At 63.7% G+C, this 14,914-nt stretch carries 12 protein-coding genes, 1 tRNA gene and 1 pseudogene; 7 read left to right on the top strand and 7 right to left on the bottom strand.

Annotation, left to right across the window (positions count from 1 at the left end; translation table 11 throughout):
• Nucleotides 1-2 precede the first annotated feature (2 nt).
• Entirely contained in the window at nt 3-2,057 is a 2,055-nt protein-coding gene (locus tag AC0L28_RS05750; RefSeq protein ID WP_473476125.1) for a M3 family metallopeptidase, read from the top strand.
• Between the two features lie 85 nt (nt 2,058-2,142).
• On the opposite strand, the gene AC0L28_RS05745 is transcribed toward AC0L28_RS05750, so the two are convergent.
• Both AC0L28_RS05745 and AC0L28_RS05740 read right to left on the bottom strand, forming a co-directional pair.
• On the bottom strand, nt 2,143-2,472 hold the full coding sequence (locus AC0L28_RS05745; RefSeq protein WP_473476123.1) for a DUF167 family protein: 330 nt from the start codon (nt 2,470-2,472) through the stop codon (nt 2,143-2,145).
• A gap of 10 nt (nt 2,473-2,482) precedes the next feature.
• Nucleotides 2,483-2,773 carry a YggT family protein gene (locus AC0L28_RS05740; protein ID WP_023800489.1) on the bottom strand — a complete coding sequence of 97 codons (291 nt, stop codon included), beginning with the start codon at nt 2,771-2,773 and terminating at the stop codon, nt 2,483-2,485.
• A gap of 161 nt (nt 2,774-2,934) precedes the next feature.
• Between AC0L28_RS05740 and AC0L28_RS05735 the strand changes: the two genes are divergently transcribed.
• The 6 genes from AC0L28_RS05735 (at nt 2,935) to AC0L28_RS05710 (ending at nt 9,467) form a co-directional block, all read left to right on the top strand.
• Nucleotides 2,935-3,010: transfer RNA gene (locus tag AC0L28_RS05735), tRNA-Ala, on the top strand.
• A gap of 513 nt (nt 3,011-3,523) precedes the next feature.
• On the top strand, nt 3,524-4,438 hold the full coding sequence (locus tag AC0L28_RS05730; protein ID WP_023800490.1) for a sugar phosphate isomerase/epimerase family protein: 915 nt from the start codon (nt 3,524-3,526) through the stop codon (nt 4,436-4,438).
• Between the two features lie 46 nt (nt 4,439-4,484).
• Nucleotides 4,485-5,519 carry an ABC transporter substrate-binding protein gene (locus AC0L28_RS05725; protein WP_287171807.1) on the top strand — a complete coding sequence of 345 codons (1,035 nt, stop codon included), beginning with the start codon at nt 4,485-4,487 and terminating at the stop codon, nt 5,517-5,519.
• Nucleotides 5,520-5,727: 208 nt separating this feature from the next.
• Nucleotides 5,728-7,266, top strand: coding sequence for a sugar ABC transporter ATP-binding protein (locus AC0L28_RS05720; protein ID WP_473476120.1), 1,539 nt, complete (start codon nt 5,728-5,730; stop codon nt 7,264-7,266).
• A complete protein-coding gene (locus tag AC0L28_RS05715; RefSeq protein WP_473476118.1) occupies nt 7,263-8,234 on the top strand; it encodes an ABC transporter permease in 972 nt (323 codons plus the stop codon). The genes AC0L28_RS05720 and AC0L28_RS05715 overlap by 4 nt, the downstream gene beginning before the upstream one ends.
• A 252-nt stretch (nt 8,235-8,486) precedes the next feature.
• On the top strand, nt 8,487-9,467 hold the full coding sequence (locus AC0L28_RS05710) for an ABC transporter permease (RefSeq protein ID WP_287137716.1): 981 nt from the start codon (nt 8,487-8,489) through the stop codon (nt 9,465-9,467).
• A gap of 357 nt (nt 9,468-9,824) precedes the next feature.
• Here AC0L28_RS05710 and AC0L28_RS05705 read toward each other — a convergent pair whose 3' ends face one another.
• The 5 genes and pseudogenes from AC0L28_RS05705 to coxB all read right to left on the bottom strand — a co-directional run bounded on the left by AC0L28_RS05705 (nt 9,825) and on the right by coxB (nt 14,910).
• Nucleotides 9,825-10,259, bottom strand: coding sequence for an FKBP-type peptidyl-prolyl cis-trans isomerase (locus AC0L28_RS05705; RefSeq protein ID WP_287137720.1), 435 nt, complete (start codon nt 10,257-10,259; stop codon nt 9,825-9,827).
• A 320-nt stretch (nt 10,260-10,579) separates the two neighbouring features.
• Nucleotides 10,580-10,774, bottom strand: a pseudogene (locus tag AC0L28_RS05700) (ATP-binding protein); the annotation flags it as partial.
• 937 nt (nt 10,775-11,711) lie between these two features.
• A complete protein-coding gene (locus tag AC0L28_RS05695) occupies nt 11,712-12,518 on the bottom strand; it encodes a cytochrome c oxidase subunit 3 (RefSeq protein WP_473476116.1) in 807 nt (268 codons plus the stop codon).
• Nucleotides 12,515-14,089, bottom strand: coding sequence for a cytochrome c oxidase subunit I (locus AC0L28_RS05690; protein ID WP_473476115.1), 1,575 nt, complete (start codon nt 14,087-14,089; stop codon nt 12,515-12,517). Before AC0L28_RS05690 ends, AC0L28_RS05695 begins: the two co-directional genes overlap by 4 nt.
• Nucleotides 14,086-14,910, bottom strand: a complete 825-nt coding sequence (coxB, locus tag AC0L28_RS05685; RefSeq protein WP_091592347.1) for a cytochrome c oxidase subunit II — start codon at nt 14,908-14,910, stop codon at nt 14,086-14,088. Before coxB ends, AC0L28_RS05690 begins: the two co-directional genes overlap by 4 nt.
• Between the last annotated feature and the right edge of the window lie 4 nt (nt 14,911-14,914).

Genomic DNA, 14,914 nt, shown 5'->3' with positions numbered 1-14,914 from the left:
GAATGCCCATGCCGTCCGCCGTCGACCTCGCCGCCCATCCGCTGACCACCTGGCAAGGACCGCTCGGCCTGCCCGATTTCACCCGCATCGGCGACGGCGATTTTTCCGGGGTTTTCGATGCGGCATTGGCGGCGCATGAGGCCGAGATCGAGGCGATATCAGGCAATGCCGAGACCCCGACCATCGAGAACACGCTTGCAGCGCTCGAGCTTGGCGGCGAGGCGCTCGACCATGTCTCGTCGATCTTCTGGTGCCGGGCCGGCGCCCACACCAACGAGGCGATCCAGGCGCTTGAGCGCGACATCTCGCCAAAGATGTCGCGGCATTTCTCGGCGATCTCGATGAACGAGAGGCTGTTTGCCCGCATCGACGAGCTCTACCAGCGCCGCGACGCCCTGAAGCTCGATGCCGAAACGCTGCGGGTGCTGGAAAAGACCTGGAAAAATTTCGTCCGTTCCGGCGCCAGGCTCGACGCCGCGGGCAAGAAGCGGCTGGCGGCGATCAATGAGGAACTGTCGTCGCTCGGCACGAATTTCGGCCAGAACCTGCTTGCCGACGAGCGCGACTGGGCGCTGTTTCTTGACGAGGCCGACATTGCCGGCCTGCCGGAATTCCTGAAAAGCGCGATGGCCGAGGCCGCCGAGGTGCGCGGCCAGAAGGGCCGCTATGCCGTCACCCTGTCGCGCTCGATCTACGAGCCGTTCTCGACCTTCTCCGAGCGCCGCGACCTGCGCGAAATCGCCTTTCGCGCCTTCACCATGCGCGGCCAGAACGGCGGCGCCACCGACAACACCGCCGTGGTGCGCGACATGCTGCGTCTGCGCGCCGAAAAGGCGAAGCTGCTCGGCTATGCTTCCTATGCCGCGCTGAAGCTCGACGACACCATGGCAAAGACACCGGAGGCGGTGCATAAGCTGCTCGACCCGGTCTGGGAAAAGGCGCTGGAAAAGGCCGCAAGCGATCAGATCGAATTGCACCGGCTGGCGGCCGAGGCCGGCAGCAACGAAGAATTCGCCGCCTGGGACTGGCGCTTCTATCAGGAGAAGCTGCGCGCCGAGAAGTTTGCCTTCGACGAGTCCGAGCTGAAGCCCTATCTGCAGCTCGACCGCATCATCGACGCCTGTTTCGACGTGGCGACAAAATTGTTCGGCATCAGCTTCGAGGAGAAGCAAGGCATCGCCACCTGGCATCCGGACGCGCGCGTTTTCATCGTCAGGAATGCCGACGGCAGCGAGCGCGGGCTGTTCCTGGCCGACTATTTCGCGCGGCCCTCAAAGCGCTCCGGCGCCTGGATGAGCGCGCTGAAGTCCGGCTACAAGCTTGGCGATGGCTCCAGGCCGGTGATCTACAACATCATGAATTTCGCCAAGCCGCCGGAGGGCGAGGCAGCGCTTTTGTCGGTCGATGAGGCCAAAACCCTGTTCCACGAATTCGGTCATGCGCTGCATGGCATGCTGACCGAGGTCACCTGGCCGTCAGTCGCGGGCACCTCGGTCAGCCGCGATTTCGTCGAGCTGCCCTCGCAACTCTACGAGCACTGGCTGACCGTGCCGGCGGTGCTGGAAAAGCATGCGCTTCACGTGACGACCGGCAAACCGATGCCGAAGGCGCTGGTCGACAAGATGCTGGCGGCGCGCACCTTCGGCGCCGGCTTCGCCACGGTCGAGTTCACCGCCTCGGCCTTGGTCGACATGGCCTACCACGCGCGGCCGGATGCCCCGGAGGAGCCGCTTCGTCTCGAAGCCGAAACGCTCGAGAAGCTCAACATGCCCGACACCATCGCCATGCGCCACCGCACCCCGCATTTCGGCCACATCTTTGCCGGTGACGGCTATTCGGCCGGCTACTATTCCTACATGTGGTCGGAGGTCCTCGACGCCGACGCCTTCGCCGCCTTCGAGGAGACGGGCGACCCGTTCAATCCGGCGCTGGCCGAGCTGCTCAGGAAAAACATCTATGCCGCCGGCGGCTCGAAAGACCCGGAAGAGCTCTACACCGCCTTCCGCGGCAAGATGCCGTCGCCCGAAGCGATGATGGCCAAGCGCGGGCTGGTGTAGAGCGAGGGCCAACGGAGGACCAATCGCCAACCTCGGCGCCGCGGACCGACGATGTCTGATCAAAAGCACCTCGCAGCAGGCCACCTCACCGCGGCGCGCTTGGGCGGCCATCCAGCGCCTCGATGGCTTTCGCCAGCGCAGCCGGATCGCCTGATATGCGCAGCGTCTTCAGCCGCGCCGTGCCGCCGGCGACGACCGAGACGGCCGACCGCGGCACGCTCAGCGCCTTGGCGACAAGCCGTTCGAGCGCCTGGTTGGCGGCGCCGTTTTCCGGCACGGCACGGACGCGGGCCTTCAGGTGGCTTCGCCCGTCTGCCGAGATCTCGATGCCTTCGAGCCTGTCCATCGCCGCTTTCGGCGTCAGCCGGACGAACAGGTCGACGCCGTCGTTACGCGGGCGAAACGGCCCGGTCATGGAACCGCCGTCAGACGACCAGCGGCGCCACCGTGGTGAGCAGGAACTGCCGCAGGAAGAACAGGATCAGAAGCAGGATGATCGGCGAAATATCGATGCCGCCGAGATCGGGCAGGAAGCGGCGGATCGGCCGCAGCGCCGGCTCGGTCAGCCGGAACAGCATGTTGCTGACGCTATCGACGAACTGGTTGCGCGAGTTGACGACGTTGAAGGCGTAGAGCCAGGAGAAAATCGCCGAAGCGATGATGATCCACCAATAAATGTCAAGCGCCAGGACAATGGTCTGAATGAGGGCTATCATGCCGGTCTCCGATTGTTGCCGACATGTAGCCATTGCAGGCGGAGGCGGCAAGAGCCAGCTTCGCGGCACGGCAGGCCGGTCGCTGGCCGCCCGGCTTTTGGGCAAAACGCCGTCTTGACAGGAAACCGCCGCGCCCGATAAATGCGCCCATTCCGCTGGACGGGGCTGTAGCTCAGCTGGGAGAGCGCGTCGTTCGCAATGACGAGGTCAGGAGTTCGATCCTCCTCAGCTCCACCAGCGGAAATTTTAGAATCAAGAAGATAGCTGTAGCGGCGCACCCCGAACGCGCTCTGGCGGGCTTTGAGCTTGGGGCTTTTAAACCTGGCCATCAAGCCATTCTCGCAGATCGGGGTCCTCGTGACCTTCAGGGATAGGCGGTCTCGTTCTGACGTACCAGATCACGCCAAATCCAACTGCCGCCCACGCACCAGCAACCACGAATGTGATGATGTCAGTCACTTCAAACCCCTAAGCCCGACACATCATTAGCTCGACCGAAATCGCCCCACAAGAGCAGAATCAGGTCGTTGCGGGAGTGGGCTGGTGCCTAGCCAAGGGAAGTCCTGCTGTTGTCAGACGCCTAACTAAATCCAGCCGTTCCGCACGGCTGTCACAGCCGCTCACGATGGCCTGCTCTGCGACGATCCGATGGCATTCGTCAGACAGGTTTGCGCATTGCCGGCGGCGACACGGTTGAAGCGGCCTGCACAATCGGCATAGTAGGCCGGTCGTGAACCACGGGAGGGCCACATGAAGCTCGGATTGCTCACCGCACCGTTTGCCGACACCCCGCTTGGCGAGGTCGCCGACTGGGCAAGTTCTGCCGGCTTCGAGGCGCTGGAGATCGCCTGCTGGCCGAAATCCTCAGGCGCAGCCCGGCGCTATGCCGGCACCAGCCATATCGACGCCGCCTCGACCTCGACCTCGCAGGCCAAGGAAATCGCCGCCGCACTGGCGGAAGAGAACCTGTCGATCTCCGGCCTCGGCTTTTATCCCAATCCGCTGCATCCCGATGCCGCCCACCGCAAGGCCGTCGTCGATCATTTGAAGAAGGTGATCGTGCTGGCGAGCCATATGGGCGTGCCTGTCGTCAACACCTTCTGCGGCGGCGACGCCTCAAAAACCATCGACGCCAACTGGCAAGAGGCACTCAAACTGTGGCCCGATATCATCGCCCATGCGCGCGACAACGGCGTCAAGCTGGCTTTTGAGAACTGCCCGATGATCTTCAGCTACGACGAATGGCCGGGCGGCCACAACATCGCCTATTCGCCCTATATCTGGCGCCGCATCCTCGAGGCATGGGGCGGCGACGTCGGCATGAACTTCGACCCGTCGCATCTGGTCTGGCAGATGATCGACCAGGCCCGCTTCATCAGGGAATTCGGCCCGTACATGCTGCATGTCCATGCCAAGGACCTGATGATCGATCATGATGGCCTTTACGAGCGCGGTATCCTCTCGGCCGGCATGGGCTGGCAGGTGCCGCGCATGCCGGGGCTTGGCGATGTCGACTGGAATGTGATCTTCTCCGGCCTCTACCGCGCCGGCTACGACGGAGCCATCATCATCGAACACGAGGACCGGCGCTTTGAGGGAAGCGACGACGACGTCAAGCGCGGCTTTCTGCTCGCCCGCGACGTGCTGCGCCCCTTCGTGAAATGAGGCCCCTTTTCGAACTGAACTGAAAACAAGGTGGAGGAAGACTGAAATGAAAAAATATCTGGCAATGGTCCCGCTGCTTGCCGGCGCGGCGTTTCTGGCTTCGGTGGGCATCTCGTCCGCTGAAGCCAAATACACGATCGGCGTCTCCAACACGGTGCAGGGCAATGGCTGGCGCGAGGAGATGATCTGCGCCATCAAGGCGCAGGCGCTTGCCTCCGGCGAGGTCACCAAGCTCAACATCGCCCATCGCAACACCGACGCCGCCGGCCAGCTCGAGGATATCCGCAACCTGATCAGCGCCAAGGTCAACGCAATCGTCGTCAACCCGGCCGATCCCGCCGGCATCAAGTCAGCGCTTGAGGAAGCCACCAAGGCCGGCATCGTCGTCGTCGCCGTCGACCAGGCGGTCACCGAGCCTTCGGCCTACATCATCTCCAACAACCAGGAACAGTATGCCTATCTCGGCGCCAAATGGCTGTTCCAGCAGATCGGCGGCAAGGGCGACGTCGTCTATATGCGTGGCGCCGCCGGCGCCTCGGCCGACAGCGACCGCGACAAGGGTTTTAAGAAGGCGCTTGCCGAATTCCCCGACGTCAAGGTCGTGCATGAGGTCTTCACCGGCTGGCAGCAGGACCAGGGCAAGCAGCAGATCCTCGACTTCATCGCCACCGGATCGCCGTTCAACGGCATCTGGACCTCGGGCATCGACAATGTGATCGTCGATGCGCTGGTCGAGTCGCAGACGCCGCTGGTGCCGGTGGTCGGCGCCGACAATGCCGGCTTCGTCGGCCAGCTGAACTCGGTCGAAGGCCTTGTCGGCGCGGCGGTGACCAATCCTGGTTCGATCGGCGGCGCTGGCGTGACCCTGGCCCTGCAGATCCTGAACGGCAAGAAGCCGGCGGAGCAGACCGTTCTCGTCGAGCCGCAGCTGTGGGAGAACGCCACCGAAGAGGGCAAGGCCAAACTGAAGGGCGTCGCCGATCCGTCGCTGAGCCCGGAATGGCCGGTCTCGATCTCCATTCCGGAATGGACCACCTACACCAAGGAGCAGATCATCGCCTGCAAGGGCCCTGGCGAGTAATCGCTGCCGCGCTTCTGCCTTCTCCCCTTGTAGGAGAAGGTGGATCGGCGCGCAGCGCCGAGACGGATGAGGGGTGCTGGAAGGAATGAGAAGTTGGTGTTCCCTGGAACACCTCTCATCCGACCTCGCTTCGCGAGGCCACCTTCTCCCACAAGGGGAGAAGGCAGGATCGCCATTTTAGACAACTTGCAACGAGAGCAACGCGATTTTGACCACCAACCCTCTCCTGGACGCCACCGGCGTCGTCAAGACTTACGGCGCAGTGGTGGCGCTGCGCAACGCGTCGCTGTCAGTTCTGCCGGGTGAGGTTCACGCGCTGATGGGCGCCAACGGCGCCGGCAAATCGACGCTGGTCAAAATCCTGACCGGCGCCATCCGCGCCGATGCCGGACGTATCCTGATCCGCGGCGAGACGCGCGACGTGCGCTCGCCCGCCGATGCGCGCCGCGCCGGCCTGCTTCCCGTCTACCAGGAACCGTCGCTCATCCCCGATCTCGACGTCGCCTCCAACCTTCGCCTGACCGACACGCCGGTCGAGCCGTTCCGCGCTTGGGTGCGCGAACTCGGCATTCCCGACCTCGACATCCGCGACATCGCGCGCGACATCCCGCTGGCCGTGCTGCGCGTGCTCGATCTGGCGCGCGCGCTGGCGGTCGAGCCCGACGTTTTGCTGCTCGACGAGATGACCGCAGCACTGCCGGCGAACCTGGCCGAAAAGGTGCTTGAGGTCGTTCGCCGCCAGGGCGACAGCGGCCGATCGGTGATCTTCATTTCCCACCGTTTTGTCGAGATATCGGCGCTTTGCGACCGCGCCACCGTGCTTCGCGACGGCGAGACTGTCGGCGTCGTCGACATCGAGCCGGGCGTCGAGGAGCGCATCGTCGAGATGATGCTCGGCGCCAAGGTCGAGAAGACGCGCGTGGCGGCGCGCCAGGCGAGCCAGGCCGCTTCGCCTGGGGACAGCCGTCCACGCCTCGGTGTGGCGAACCTTCGTGTCGGCACCAAGCTCAACGACGTCTCGTTCGATCTGGTGAACGGCGAAGTCGCGGGCGTCGTCGCGCTCGAGGGGCAAGGCCAGGACGAGCTGTTCGCCGCGCTTGCCGGCTCGATCCGGCCGTCCGGCGGCACCATCGAAGTGGACGGGCAGCCGGTGAAATTCGCGCATCCGGCCGATGCGATCCGCGCCGGCATCGCCTATGTGCCCGGCGACCGCACCGAAGCGCTGACCATGCAGCGCTCGGTGCGCGAAAACATCGCGCTCCCGTTCAGCGCCGCCTTGCGCAACTGGGGACCGATCAACATGGCGCAGGAACGCTCAAGGGTCGTCAGCGCGATCGAGCGTCTGCAGATCGACACCCGCGCCCAGCGCGAGGTGCAGCGCCTGTCCGGCGGCAACCAGCAGAAGGTGACGATCGCCCGCTGGATCGCCGCTGAAGCACAGACCATTCTCTGCTTCGACCCGACGCGCGGCATCGATGTCGGCACCAAGCAGGAGATTTACAAGCTGCTGCGCGAACTCGCCGACCAGGGCAAGTCGGTGCTGTTCTATACATCCGAACTCGAGGAGGTGCAGCGTGTCTGCGATCGCGTCATCGTCATCTTTGGCGGGCGTGTCGTCGATGTCTTCCCCGTCGAACTCGCCGACGAACCGGCACTGATGCGCGCCGCCTACGGCTTGCCGCACGGCGCCAAGGTGGACGTCGGCATTCTTGCCGACATCCACTCGAGCCCGGTGGCGAAACCTTGACCCGCCTCGTCCGCCGTCAGGGCTGGGTCGCCGGCCTGCTCGTCCTGTTCGTGGTCCTGTTGGTGATCACCAGGCTCATCCAGCCGGGCTACGGCAGCGGCGATTTCGGCTCGCTGGTGCGCGCGGTGCTGCCCTACGCCTTTGCCGTGGCCGCCCAGACGATTGTCGTCATCGCCGGCGGCATCGACCTTTCCGTCGGCGCGATGATGGCGCTGACCAGCGTCACCGCCGCCACGATGATGGACGGCGCCAACGAGGAATACGCGCTTTTCGTCGTGCCGTTCGTGCTGGCCATGGGGTTGGTGCTGGGCGCCGTCAACGGCATGCTGATCGTCGTCACCCGCGTGCCCGATATCGTCGTCACGCTGGCCACCCTGTTCGTCCTGCAGGGCGCGGCGCTGCTGGTGCTCGGCGCGCCCGGCGGCGCGGTCGCCGAATGGCTGCGGGCGACCATCGTCGGCACCGTCTCGATCCCGGGCTTGCCAGAAATCTCTGCCTGGATTCCGAAGGCGCTGGTGCTTCTGGTCGTCTGCCTGTGCATCATCTGGATACCCCTGAAGCGCTCAAAACTCGGCTTGTCGATCTACGCCATCGGCAGCAGCGAGCTCGCCGCATTTCGCAGCGGCGTGCCGGTCGCGCGCACCAGGATCATTGCCTATGCACTGTCGGGGCTTTTCGCTGCCATGGGCGGGCTGGCGCTGACCATGAGCACCGGCATCGGCGCCCCCATTCCCGGCCCCTATCTTCTGGCCAGCGTAGCGGCGGTCGTGCTCGGCGGGGTCGCACTTGGCGGCGGCAAGGGCGGACTGCTCGGCCCGATCGTCGCCGTCTTCGTGTTGCGGTTGGTGCGCACCGACCTGACGCTGCTGGCCATCGATCCCAACGTCACCGCAATCATCGAGGGCGCGATCATGGTCGCCGTCGTCATGTTCGGCGCCTTCATCACCATGCGGAGCCGCCAATCATGAGCAATGGCGTGAGGCTGGTTTATGGGGTCGGTGCTCGACGGCGCCCCCCTCTGTCCTGCCGGACATCTCCCCCACTTGGGGGGAGATCGGACGGCGCGACGGCTTTCGCCAATTGTCGGCGTTCCAAGAATAAGCGAGTCGCCGAAGCTGCCAATCTCCCCACCCGTGGGGGAGATGTCCGGCAGGACAGAGGGGGCGCCGTAGAACGCCATCCTGTCCCGGCATCGCGCCACCCCAATCGCGAGCAACCTCATGAGCACAACCGCGATCCAACCCGTCCCCTTCGGCCGCCGCCTCAAGCGCTTCATGGCCGACCGGCCCTTGATCCCGCTGATCATCCTGCTGGTCCTCCTGGTGCTGGTGCTGCAGATCCTGCGCCCCGGCATCGTCAACGAGCGCTGGCTCGCCAACACCGTCAAATTCGCCATTCCGCTGGCAATTCTCGCCGGCTGCCAGACAATGACCATGCTGACCGGCGGCATCGATCTGTCGGTCGGGACCGTGGCGACGATGAGCGCCTTCATCATGGCGACGCAGGTCGTCAATCATGACCCGGCGGTGGCGATCCTCATCGCCTTGGTGCCGGCGGTGCTGATCGGCCTGGTCAACGGCATCGGCGTCGGCGTGTTTCGCGTGCACCCGCTGATCATGACGCTCGGCACCAGCCTGATCGGCACCGGCTGCCTGCAGGTCTATCAGCGCACCGTCATCGCTTCGGGCGCCAAGATTCCGCCCTTCCTGGCCTGGCTCGGCACCGGCCTCACCTATGGCGTGCCCAACGCGCTTCTGTTGTTCGTGCCAATCGCCGTCCTCATCGTCTTCACCTTGAACCGCACCGGCTTTGGCCGCCTGCTTTATGCAGTCGGCGATAATGAAGGGGCAGCACGCCTGTCCGGCGTCCGCTACTGGCAGGTCATATCAGCGCTCTACGTCATATCGAGCGTGCTCGCCGGCATCACCGGCCTGCTCTACGTCGGCCTGATCAAGGCGCCGTCGCTGTCGCTGGCCGAGCCGCTGGTGCTGCCTTCGGTGGCAGCCGCGGTGATCGGCGGCACCTCGATCTTCGGCGGCCGCGGCGGCTACACCGGCACCATCATCGGGGCGCTGATCCTCACTGTGCTGACGACCCTGCTGACCATCCTGCAAATGCCGGAAGGCGCGCGGCGGATACTGTTCGGGCTGATCGTGCTGTTCGTCACGGCGGCTTATTTGAGGATTATTGAGGATCGGTAGGGGTGGAGGCTGTAGCCGGGGGCTGCTTTTGACCGAAGCAGACTCTCGCAAACGGAGCCGTGCATGACAGCTTTGCGCGATGAAGCCGTTCAACACGCATCATTGGAACGTCTGCTCTTGGCGCTACCTGTGCATTCCGGGAACGAGAAATTCGAAGGCTGGCCACTGACATCCACTGAGCGACTCGTGGCCGGAAAGTCGCATTAGATGCAGTGTCGAACCTTACGAAAGTCGGCACGGTTTTGGCGATCGCCTAAGCGCGGAAAGCAGGCGGCAGGTGGCACAAACCGCCGAAACCTCCGGCGGAAGTCCGCCACCCGAAATCATAGCCACCACGGCCTTGGCCGCATGGATACCCTACGCCGCCTGAACGATCTCGACCAGTTCAACGTCGAACACCAGATCCTTTCCGGCAAGCGGATGATTGCCGTCGAGCTTGACGCTGGCGTCGTCGACGCCGACGACCGTCACCTGCATGGGGCGCCCTTCGGAGGTTCTGGCCTGCAATCGAGTACCGATATCGACGTTGATGTTGTCCGGCACCCTGGCGCGGTCGACGGTCATGACCGCTTCGGGGCGGTGGGGGCCATAGGCGGCGTCGGCGGGAACGGTGACTGTGCTTTTCGCGCCGACCTCCATGCCCTCGACATGGGTCTCAAGGCCGGGGATCACTTGCCCTTCACCGAGCTTGAATTGCAGCGGTTCGCTGCCGGAAGAATCGAATTGAGTGCCGTCGGCTAGACGTCCAGTATAATTGATGCGCACGGTGTCGCCATTCTTGGCCTGTGTCATGGCAGTCATCCTTTGGGAGTTTTTGAGGGACCGGCCAGAGTTCTCGGTCCGTTTTCGATCATCCACGCACTAAGGTGCGCGGCGCGAAACTCTAAAACTAGGGGCTTGTCTGCCGATGTAAACCCACAATGCCGATTGAGCCCCCTGCGTAAAGACAGGTCGCGGAGGAGGACGGGGATCTGTTCGCCAAGGGCGCGCATTTTTCGAGCATGTCGTGGCGACAGAGATTGCGAAGACTCTGATCGGCCACCCACCCCGGCGGCTCTTGGCGCTTTGCTGATGTTGAGCGACGTCAGTTTTCGCCCAAATCGCATCAGCCTTCACACAGCCAAGCTCCCCTGCTCCACCTCCTCCGCATTAGGATCCCCCGGTGCAGTCGCCCAGGCCAATTCCACCAGCGTCACCGTCCGCCTTCCAACCCCGTCGAGCTGGCAGACGATCAGCCCCTGCTCCTCGATATAGGTCAGTAGGCGCCGGGCGCGGCGCAGCGAGTGCGAGCCATAGGCGCGGGCGATCGGCCAGCTTCTCGCGCCACGCGTCCGTGCCCTCTGGCGTGTCAAGTTCCTCGCCATAGTCGACGCGCCGGTCGGGGGCGACAGGTGTCGTTGCATCGATAATCACCTTGGACGAAATGCCGTTCGGCACGCCGGCCGGGTCGAGCAAGTTTTCCGACAGGTTCGGAATGGTCACGATGCCGCCCGACGGGTTGACCTTCACCGAGATCGCCCACATGGACAGGCGCGGGTTTGCCGCTCTCGACGAAACGTTTGAGCTGGAACAGCATCGCGCCCCACAGCGTGTTGCACTTCTGGAAATAGCCCCCGCGGTGCGGCCAGCCGCCATGCTTGAGCGAGATCGCGCGTTCGCCCGTCCGGCATGTCCTCAAATACGTATTCCACCATGGTGCCGACCGAGTCGCCTGGACCCTGCGTGCAGGTCCACAGCACGCCCGACGCGTCGCTACGGTCAACGCGCCAGCTGAAGTCCGGCGCACCTTCATAGGACAGCGTCCATTCGCTCCCCACTTTGCCGTCGCCGGTCATCTGGCTCGTGTTCCCTCCGCGCAAGCCATGGCGAGTCGCTATGGCATCGTGCACGGAAGACGCCACCGCCTTTACGGCAAGTTCGTGATCAATTGAATGACCCTCTGCCATTGTGGCCCTCATCCTGAAGCGCAACTTGCCTTTAGGCAAAGCCACGGCCGCAATTCTTTTGCGACTACAGCTTGAGATATGCTTGGCCGATTGATGATCGAGGACGGGAGCCACTACACTACTTGATCCTGCAGGAAACTGATCGACTATGGAGTAAGATCACTTCCGCCAGAGGCAGCTCTTCTGGGTGCTTTTGAGTTTGCTTCTATGCAACTTTGAACCGCGAAGGCCGCCCTCAGCCGGCTCCCAGATATGTTTCCGCAATGCCGATGCTAGTCGACGTCGCGTCGGTACGCTCCTAGCTGGCCCAGGCGTAGAAGACGGCGAACAGCAGAAGCCACACCGCATCGACAAAATGCCAGTACCAGGATGCCGCCGTCGCGATGAAGCCGGCGCCGCCGGCTGAGCGCGCGCGGATCACCCGATATGCGGCGATCGACAGCAACAAGATGCCGATAACGACGTGCAGGCCGTGGAAGCCAGTCGTAAGGAAGAAGATCGAGGGATAGACACCGTCGCGGAATCCCACCGAGGCGAGGCTGAATTCCCGAAGCTGAAGGCCGACGAACACGCCGCCGAGCGCGATCGCCACGGTAAGCCCGATAGCCGAAAGCTGCCATCGCTCTTTCAGAAGCCAGTCATGCGCCGCTGCGACGCAGACCCCCGACGCGACGAGGATCACTGTGTTGAGAAGCGGGCCGCCCCAAGGGTCGTCGGGGCGCATCGGCGTAGGTGGCCATGAGCTGAACCCCGCGATCTCCGGATAGATCGCGTATCGTAGGTAGACGGCGGACAAGGCGGCGAAGAACGCTACCTCGGACGCGATTAAGGCGATGATCGCGATCCTCGGACCAAAGGTGTTTTGCGGACCATTCGCACGCTCACCACTCGTCGCCCGTGACCACGCTGTCAGAGCGATGAACAATGGCAGAAGCCCCGCCGCGATCACGAGCGGACCGAGTACCGCGATGCTGCCGGCCAGCGTGCCGAACAGCGACGGGTGGAAGAGCGCGAGACCGGCGCACGCTAGCAGGAACAGCGAGACAGCAATAGCGACAGGCCATCGGCCATCCGTGCCGCCGACCTCGGTGACAGTCTTGCTCACGCGCCTGCCTCCGCGCCCGCCGTGCCACGCGGACGCGCCATCTCGGGATCGTTATCCCATTCATGCGTGAAAGCCGGACCCCACACGTCGCGCGGGGCCGGCGCGCCACGCCGCAGCGAGACCGCAAGCATCACCAGGAACAGCAGCGTGGAGGCGAGCGCGAGCACAGCGCCGAGCGACGCAATCATATTCCAGCCCAAGAAACCGTCCGGATAATCCGCGATGCGCCGTGGCATTCCTGCCAGTCCGAGGAAATGCATCGGGAAAAACAGAACGTTGGTGCCGATGAAGAAGCACCAGAAATGCAACCGTCCAACCCACTCCGGGAACATGCGTCCGGTCATGCGCGGGAACCAGTAATAGAAGCCGGCGAAGATCGCATAGGTCGCGCCGAGGCTCAGCACATAGTGGAAATGCGCGACGACGTAGTAGGTGTTGTGCAGCACTTGATCCGCGCCGGCATTGGCAAGCACGATCCCCGTCGTGCCGCCGACCGTGAACATGATGATGAAGCCCAGCGCCCACAGCATCGGCACGGTGAGGCGGATCGACCCGCCCCACATAGTGGCAATCCAGGCGAACACCTTGATGCCGGTCGGCACCGCGATCACCATCGAGGCCAGCGTGAAGAAGGCACGCGGCGCGAAGCCGACACCGACGGTGAACATATGGTGCGCCCAGACGATGAAACCCAGCGCCGCAATTGATGCCATCGCCAGCACCATGCCGGGATAACCGAAAATCGGGCGACCTGAGAACCGCGAGACGATCTGGCTGATGATGCCGAAGGCCGGCAGGATCATGATGTAGACCTCCGGATGGCCGAAGAACCAGAAGAGGTTCATGAACAGCATCGGGTCTCCGCCGCCGGCTGGATCGAAAAAGGCGCCGCCGAAATTGCGGTCGGCAAGCAGCATCGCCAGCGCGGCCGCCAGCACCGGCATGGCGAGAAGCAGCATGAGCGACGAAATCAGGATCGACCACACGAACAGCGGCATGCCGAACAGCGGCAAGCGATCCTCGCGCATGTTAAGGATGGTAGTGACGAAATTGATCGCGCTGATCACGGAAGAAATGCCGGCCAAGTGCAGCGCGAGGATCGTCATGTCGACCGACGGTCCGGGCTGGCTGTCTATGCCCGACAGCGGCGGATAGAGGCTCCAGCCGGTACCCGTTCCGTCGCCGACCAGCAGCGACCCGATCAGCAGGATCAAGGACAGCGGCAGCAACCAGAAGCCGAGACTGTTCAGTCCCGGAAAGGCCATGTCGCGCGCACCGATCATCAGCGGGACGAACCAGTTGCCGAAGCCGCCGATCAACGCCGGCATTACCATGTAAAAGATCATGATTAGGCCATGCGCGGTGATCAGCGCGTTCCAGGACTGGCCGTTGACGACATAGTCCATGCCCGGCTGCGCCAGTTCGAGCCGCATGTAGCCCGAGATCGCGCCGCCCAGCGTCCCCGCCATGATCGCGAATCCGAGATAAAGCGTGCCGATCGCCTTATGGTCGGTGGTGAACAGCCAAGCCGCAATCGACCGGCACGCGCGCCTATGTTCGGTGGCGCTCATTTCGCCACCTGCGCTGATATAGTCGCGGCGCTGACCACCGGATATCGCGTTGCAGCGTCCCGCACCCAGGCGTCGAAATCAGGCTGCGCCATGGCCTCGATCGCGATCGGCATGAAGGAGTGATTCAGACCGCAGATCTGGTTGCACTGCCCGTAATAGACGCCCGGCTTCTCGACGCGTGTCCAGGTTTCGTTGAGGCGCCCGGGCATGGCATAAATCTGTAGGCCCAGTGCCGGCATGAAGAAGGAGTGCACGACGTCCGACGATGTCACCTGTATGCGCACGACAGCGCCGACCGGGACAACCATGCGATTGTCGACCGCTAGCAGACGCGGTTCACCGGCCGGAACGGAGGCCGGCGGCAACATGATGGAATCGTATGCGAAGCCGCCATTGTCGGGATAGGAATAACGCCAGAACCACTGATGGCCGCTGGCCTTTATCGTCAACTGTGCGTCGGGAATATCGCTCTCATAGGCGAGCAGCTGGAGCGACGGCGCGGCGATCGCGCCCAGCACCAGCACCGGCGCGATCGTCCAGCCGAATTCCAGCCAGGGCATGCGCGTGACTTTTGACGCCGTGGGGTGCCGGCTCGCCCGGAAGCGCAAGAGCGCGAAACCGATCAGCATGGCGACGAGCGCGACGATGCAGACGCCGATCAGCAATATGTGGTCGTGCAGCGCAACGATCCGCTCCTTCGTCTCCGAGGCCGAGACGCCGAAACTTGTCTGCCAGTTCGCCGGCGCCTGCGCCAAGCCGTGCCGTGCGTCGAGCATCATTGCGGAGACAAAACCGAGGAAAACAGTGCCCCGCCCGCGCATGACA

The sequence above is a fragment of the Mesorhizobium sp. WSM4847 genome, from assembly GCF_055811335.1.
The sequence above is the reverse complement of the archived record's forward strand: the minus strand, read 5'-3'. Positions and strand labels throughout refer to the sequence as shown.

Bases quoted from the DNA above. Each gene is read 5' to 3' on its own strand.
- AC0L28_RS05750 (WP_473476125.1), top strand. From the start codon at position 3: ATGCCCATGCCGTCCGCCGTCGACCTCGCCGCCCATCCGCTGACCACC.
- AC0L28_RS05745 (WP_473476123.1), bottom strand. From the start codon at position 2,472: ATGACCGGGCCGTTTCGCCCGCGTAACGACGGCGTCGACCTGTTCGTC.
- AC0L28_RS05740 (WP_023800489.1), bottom strand. From the start codon at position 2,773: ATGATAGCCCTCATTCAGACCATTGTCCTGGCGCTTGACATTTATTGG.
- AC0L28_RS05730 (WP_023800490.1), top strand. From the start codon at position 3,524: ATGAAGCTCGGATTGCTCACCGCACCGTTTGCCGACACCCCGCTTGGC.
- AC0L28_RS05725 (WP_287171807.1), top strand. From the start codon at position 4,485: ATGAAAAAATATCTGGCAATGGTCCCGCTGCTTGCCGGCGCGGCGTTT.
- AC0L28_RS05710 (WP_287137716.1), top strand. From the start codon at position 8,487: ATGAGCACAACCGCGATCCAACCCGTCCCCTTCGGCCGCCGCCTCAAG.
- AC0L28_RS05705 (WP_287137720.1), bottom strand. From the start codon at position 10,259: ATGACACAGGCCAAGAATGGCGACACCGTGCGCATCAATTATACTGGA.
- AC0L28_RS05690 (WP_473476115.1), bottom strand. From the start codon at position 14,089: ATGAGCGCCACCGAACATAGGCGCGCGTGCCGGTCGATTGCGGCTTGG.
- coxB (WP_091592347.1), bottom strand. From the start codon at position 14,910: ATGCGCGGGCGGGGCACTGTTTTCCTCGGTTTTGTCTCCGCAATGATG.